5 protein-coding genes are annotated in these 6,015 nt (G+C 54.2%); 1 reads left to right on the top strand and 4 read right to left on the bottom strand.

The features are described 5' to 3' along the window. The 4 genes from AB4Z23_RS26955 to AB4Z23_RS26940 form a co-directional block, all read right to left on the bottom strand. A partial coding sequence (locus tag AB4Z23_RS26955; RefSeq protein WP_441361118.1) for a mobilization protein occupies positions 1-300 on the bottom strand: 300 nt, incomplete at its 3' end. A gap of 185 nt (positions 301-485) precedes the next feature. Then, the gene (locus tag AB4Z23_RS26950; protein ID WP_111796831.1) at positions 486-1,412 is read right to left on the bottom strand and encodes a nucleotidyltransferase and HEPN domain-containing protein; all 927 of its coding nucleotides are present in this window, start codon (positions 1,410-1,412) and stop codon (positions 486-488) included. 604 nt (positions 1,413-2,016) lie between these two features. Next, a protein-coding gene (locus AB4Z23_RS26945) for an IS3-like element IS1312 family transposase (RefSeq protein WP_441361117.1) occupies positions 2,017-3,236 on the bottom strand; the annotation gives its coding sequence in 2 pieces (ribosomal slippage) (positions 2,017-2,894 and positions 2,894-3,236; 1,221 coding nt in all). Positions 3,237-3,411: 175 nt separating this feature from the next. After that, complete coding sequence (locus AB4Z23_RS26940) at positions 3,412-4,443, bottom strand: IS110 family transposase (protein ID WP_441361116.1); 1,032 nt, start codon at positions 4,441-4,443, stop codon at positions 3,412-3,414. A gap of 376 nt (positions 4,444-4,819) precedes the next feature. On the opposite strand from AB4Z23_RS26940, the gene mobQ reads away from it, so the two are divergent. Further along, a partial coding sequence (gene mobQ, locus AB4Z23_RS26935) for a MobQ family relaxase (RefSeq protein WP_441361115.1) occupies positions 4,820-6,015 on the top strand: 1,196 nt, incomplete at its 3' end.

Genomic DNA, 6,015 nt, shown 5'->3' with positions numbered 1-6,015 from the left:
GCCCTGCMCGCTGTCRCCATTCTCTGCTGTGCCCGTCAGTCYTTGTCCGATCAGATCGGCAAASAGCGCCTTGTCATTGTCACGCKTCAGAAAGCCCGGCAGTTCGCGGCGCAGCCAGTCAYCGAGYTGTTKSTTRAACTCCTGATCATCMGAGGTCTCGAGTTGATGCAGAACGAGCGACCCGATCAGGACCTTGCGGCGCATATCGTTGTTGCGCTCGGTTTTCGAGAGCCGGGCCTTGAGGGCGGAACGTTGCGCATCCAGTTCAGCCAGGCGCTGTTCGATGGTTTTCCTTGCCATGATTATTCCTTTCGATTGCGGTCGCACCGGAACTGCCGCTGTTGACTGCGGCTTCGTTCCTGGAAGACAGACCAGTTTCTATGAGGAGATCGACATAGCGATTGAAAGTGGAGGTTGGACTCTATGGTTCATGACGCTGTAGTGGCTGTTGCCTGGGCTCAGGATTATTCTGCCACCCGTGAAGCTCAGTCGCTAGAATTTGCGGCTTGTCCCGCGGCCCGTTCAAGGTTTTGGAGATTTTCAGCACACACCACTTTAACAATGTCGTAGAGCACCGATGCTCGGCTCATTATCCAAGAGAGACCTTCTTCTGACATCTCATAGTGTTCAGAATACCTGGCTTTCACATACGCCTCATTGAGTAGATTAAACCAGCTGACATATCTGGCTTGGTCGCGAGGCCAAGCGTCGATCAGCCTGACATCACGATCCTCGGATAGTCCTCTTAGGAATTTGAGGTTATGGGATGCTGGCGTGTGATTTGTAAGGGTAAGAAGTAGAGCGCCGTACATGTGCTCCACTGCTTGGTGCAACTGAAAGGCAGTGCCCGGAAGGTCTCTGTTTTGCAGGCCGAATAGTGAGAAATTCACGAAACTATCGATCACCTTGAAACGATTGGCAGCATTCTTTCGCGCCACCTCAAAAGCTTCGCGCGGCATCAAGACTTTCGGCTCGGCGAGTTCTCTGTCATCAAGTTCGTAGAGCGCAATGCCATCACGTCGGATATCGCTGAAGAAATATTGCCCTTCCTGCAGGAAATTGCTGATTTCGCGAGCACCATGGACAATGAGGCTCACGGGCGTCTCGATCTCCTTGTCCCACATCAGCCGGTCTGTTGTCTTGTCCCAGTATTTGGGGTCGGCCAGTTCCTTGTTGCTGACGATGACGAGGATATCGAAATCCGAGCGATAGCCTTTCGACGTATGCGGTTCATCCACCCAGGTGCCACGCGCGTAAGAACCGAACAGAATGATTTTGAAAATCCGYCCATCCTTCTTGGCGTCAGACTTGGAGCGCTCCACCAGATCAGCAAACTCTTCCTGAATAATTCCGACGACGCGCGCGAGCTCGCGTTGCTTTCGTTCCGGCAAATGTTCAAGGCTGGTCTTCATGTCTGCTCCGCTTATCGACGGTGTCCTGTATGGGCCATTCCAGAGGCCTTTGAAACTCCGATTTTTGGTAGCCACCAAACGAATGCCTGTCTTCTCGGACGATGCACATTCGATCTTGCGGCAACCGGCTCTGATTTATGCAGATGGTATTGCAATACCTTCATTCCTCAATAGCGAAYATTCAATGGTACTTTATCCTAGGTTGTATATCGCTTCCCGGTTTTTCCCAATCGCAGGCGCTACGGGCGCTATACCGTGGCCGACTGAGTGGAGCGTAGAGGTTACGAAGGACCGTTAACGACGCACCCTGTCCAATCGCTGCAGCCAGATGCCCGCCTGCACTGCCGCTCACTTCGACGCAATTTTGGTAACACAGTCACGTCAAGAAAGGCACGGTCATGGAGGCGGCCATCRCCATCCAGACAGGAGTGCGGGCCGCCCCCTAATTGGAAGCGACCCGCTAGATGGATGATCGAGGGCAAGGCAATTGGAAGCGCTGCATGAGTCTTGACGGCATAACCTCTCAAGGTCGCCATTTTGCGAAACGCAGAGCAAATGCCTATAGCGGTCCCGTATGGAGTTGCCCCATAAAAACCGGACAGGATCAGATTTCTGTTTGACGGTTTAAGAACTCGCGCGGTGAGCGATATCCCAAAGCTTTGTGCGGGTGAAGCGTGTTGTAATGCTCGAACCACAATGGCAGTTGGGCGATGACGGTTTTGGCGTCCGGAATGGAATTGACCGAGACGTAATCGCGCTTGAACGTCTTTACGAAGGCTTCAGCCATTCCGTTGGACTGTGGGCTGCGGACCGGCGTCGTGCGAGGCTCCATCCCGATATCCAGCAGCAGCGATTTCGTGTCTGACGCAATGAAGCACGATCCATTATCAGTCAGCCATTCGATGGGCTTAGGAAGGATATTGATGCGGCCGAAGCGGTTTTCGACGGCCGTGATGACAAGGTCCTGAACGTCTTCGCTTTTGATGCCTTCAGTAGTGGCGACATGGGCAATTGCCTCGCGATCACAGCAGTCGAGCGCAAAGGCAACGCGGACCTTTTCTTTGTTATCGCAGCCGATTTCGAAACCGTCCGAGCACCAACGCAAATTCGATTGAGCGACAGCGACACGACCATCGTGGCGACGGCTATCAATGGCTCCAGTATGGCGTTCGAGAAGCAGGCCATGCACCTTCATCACCCGATAAACGCGTTTGACGTTCGGCCATGAGCGGCTTTCCCAACGGGCTTTACGGCGTAGAAGCGCATGAACCCGGCGGTATCCATAGGTTGGCATCTCGGAGATGATCGCTTTGATTTCATCGACGAGATCATCATCCGCAAACGGCGGCCGACCACGGGCTTTGGAAGGACGCTGTCTCACCCGCTCCGCCATGTTTGACCGGGCAACACCAAAAGTCTCGCACACGGCCGTCATCGGGAACTTCCCTTCGGCAATGACAGCGAGCGCAACAGGTGTTTTTTTGGGCCGGTGGCGATATCAAGCGCCTCTTTGAGAATCTCGCCTTCCATCGTCTTCTTGCCGAGCAGACGCTGTAGTTCTTTGACCTGGTTTTGAAGGGCGCGATATTCGGATGCTGGAACGACATCTTCCTCGGCAGCAGTTGCCGTCAGACCTCCTTGGGTGGCAAGCTTACGCCAAGTGAATAACTGGTTCGGCTGGATACCGTAACGCCGAGCAACGATGCTCACGGTTGCGTCCGGCTCATATGTTTCCTGAATAATGGCGAGCTTCTCTGCCGTCGACCAGCGACGGCGGCGCTCAGGGCCGGACAGGACTTCTATCTTAGGACTGTGACTGGTCATAATGGGCACATTACCTCGCACACTTGTTAAGTGGGAGATCGTGTCCGGATATTTATGGGGCCATTACACCGTACTCCAGGTACATCTAGTCATTCGGACAATTCGCTCTCTAGTGCGCTACCCGTTAGCTTACCGCCGACCACCACCTATTCAAACGCCCAAGATTATCGCTGCGTCACGCTGAGGCTTCTCGGCCGTATGTCGGATCGTAAACTCCCCCATTTGTCAAAAGAGCCCAAATGACGCGCGCTATACGATTTGCCACAGCGATAACGGCAACTTTGTACGGTCGTCTCGCGCGCAATCGACTGGCCCAACGACCGATTGGAGTTTTMTTATCTCGCATCATGATCACTGTGCCCCCGAGATAAAGCATCGTTCGGAGTTCGCTATTCCCCATTTTCGTAATGCGGCTCAGAACCGAACGACCTCCGCTTGAATGCGTGCGAGGAGTAAGACCCAGCCATGAAGAGAAATGGCGGCCAGATGGAAACCGATGGATATCAGGAATTGTCGCAATAACGCACATTGCAGTTTTCGGGCCAACACCAGGTATCGTCAGAAGCCTACACGCGTTCTCATCGTGTTGGACACGTCGCTCAATCTCTTTGTCTAGTTTCGTGACCAAATCATTCAATCGATGTATCTGGTCGCAAATGTCGGTGAGAGCCTTTTTCATAACTGTCGGCAGGACGGTATCTGCTGCACTTTCCATAAGTTTGACTAATTTGGAATAATTTTGAATGCCCTTCGCCGCTATYAGGCCGGCCTCCGCTAGGTGCCCCCGCAGCGCGTTTACGAGTTGAGTCCGTTGYGAAACAAAAAGGCTGCGRGTTCGAAAAATCGTGATCGCCGCTTGTTGGTTCAAGGTTTTGACTGGAACGAAGCGCATTGTCTTTTGCGTAAGCGCAACATTGATCGCCTCTGCATCGTTGGCGTCGGTTTTGCCGCGTTTCACGAAGGGCTTCACGTAACTGGTATGGATCAACCGCACGTCATGCCCAAATTCTAGTAACTGCCGTGCCCAGTGATAACTTGTAGCGCAGGACTCCATTCCGATCAGGCATGGTTTGAGCTTGCTGAAAAACTCCAGAACGTTCTCACGTTTGATCTTAGTGTTGAAAAGGGTTTCTCCGCTCGCATCTGCTCCATGCGCCTGGAAAACCTGCTTGGCTATATCAAGCCCTACCGTCGCCACGTCCTGCATCGKCCRCTCCCTTGAAACCTTGGGGATCGATGCCACGATATCATCGCTCGATTTCAAATTGATGATGTGAAGCACATAASGCCGTCTTCGGTRTTCGTTCAGGCCWCSGAGAGCCCGCTGATCACAGTCTCGATGTCCGCTGACATCGACCTGACTGCATGCCCCATTTTTCAGCGGGGGAATTCACCTCTTCAAACTGAGGCGTTTGGCGCCTATTCAAAMACGCGAGATTGYCTTTATTCGACYACTACTTTTAGTAGTCGAAATGCCCGTTCGATGTTGCTAGCGTCGCCACCGGTAAACAGACAAGGGCGCACTTACGACTTGCGGCGCGTTTGGGCGTTTGGTCTCCCCGTTTGCGTATCGGAGATTTCGTTTGGCGATTTATCATCTCAGCACCAAACCTGTCTCGCGCTCATCCGGTCGCAGCGCTGTGGCATCTGCCGCCTACCGTTGTGCTGTTCTTCTCGTCAATCAACGCGATGGCCTTGTGCATGACTTCACCCGCAAAGAGGGCGTCGAGCATAAAGAGATCGTGCTGCCGCAAGGCGTGTGTGTCGACTGGGCTTTGGATCGCTTGACGTTGTGGAACGCTGCCGAGTTTGCAGAAAAGCGCAAGGATGCCCGCGTCGCGCGCGAATTCGAAATCGCGCTTCCGCATGAGCTTTCGACAGAGGGGCGACTGAAGGCTGCACGAGCCTTTGCCCAGGATCTTGCAAACCGCTATGGCGCGGCCGTGGATTTTGCAATCCATTCGCCAAGTGAGCATGGTGATATCAGGAACTACCATGCGCATGTGCTGATGACGACGCGAGAGGTTGSCAAAGCCGGCCTTGGCGAGAAGACTGTTCTTGAGCACAAGAACGCACGGCTGTTGGCAAATGGCATGGCGACAACCGACATGCAGCTYCGCGATATCCGGCAGTCGTGGGAAGGCATCGCCAACCGTGAGCTCCAACGCGAAGGCCTGGATGTTCGCATCGATCATCGCTCGCATGCGSAGCGCGGYCTTGAGTTGTCGCCGACCGAACATATGGGCGTGCATGCGTCGCAGATGCAGCAGCAAGGAATGGCCGTCGAGCGCGGGCGGCTGGATGACGAGGCAGCACGGCAAAATGCCGAACTGATCCGCCAAAAACCGGAACAGGTTCTGACGCTGATCAGCCATGAGAAGAGCGTGTTCGATCGCCACGATATCGCCAAAACCTTGCATCGCTACATCAACGATGACGCACAGACATTCCAGAACGCCTTTGCGGCTGTCATGGCGTCACCAGCGCTCGTGGAGCTTCAGCCTGAGCGCATCGATGCCGAGACAGGCGACGTTTCCAAAGCGCGCTATTCGACGCAGGACATGATCGATCTGGAACTGCGCATGGCGCGATCGGCGGAGCGGTTACATCAGGCGCAGTCCCATGGTGTCGATCCTCGCCATGTCGAGCGTGCAATGGAGAAGCAGGATAACGCTATTCGGAGAAGCTCCGGCAGAACGTCGGCTGCGAGCGATCCGTCAGCGGGATTGTCGGACGAACAGCGTCATGCGATCGAGCATATTACAGGGCCAGAACGCAT

It is taken from the genome of Agrobacterium sp. MCAB5, assembly GCF_052114365.1.
Taxonomy (GTDB): domain Bacteria; phylum Pseudomonadota; class Alphaproteobacteria; order Rhizobiales; family Rhizobiaceae; genus Agrobacterium; species Agrobacterium tumefaciens.
This window is presented reverse-complemented; position numbering and strand designations above follow the sequence as displayed.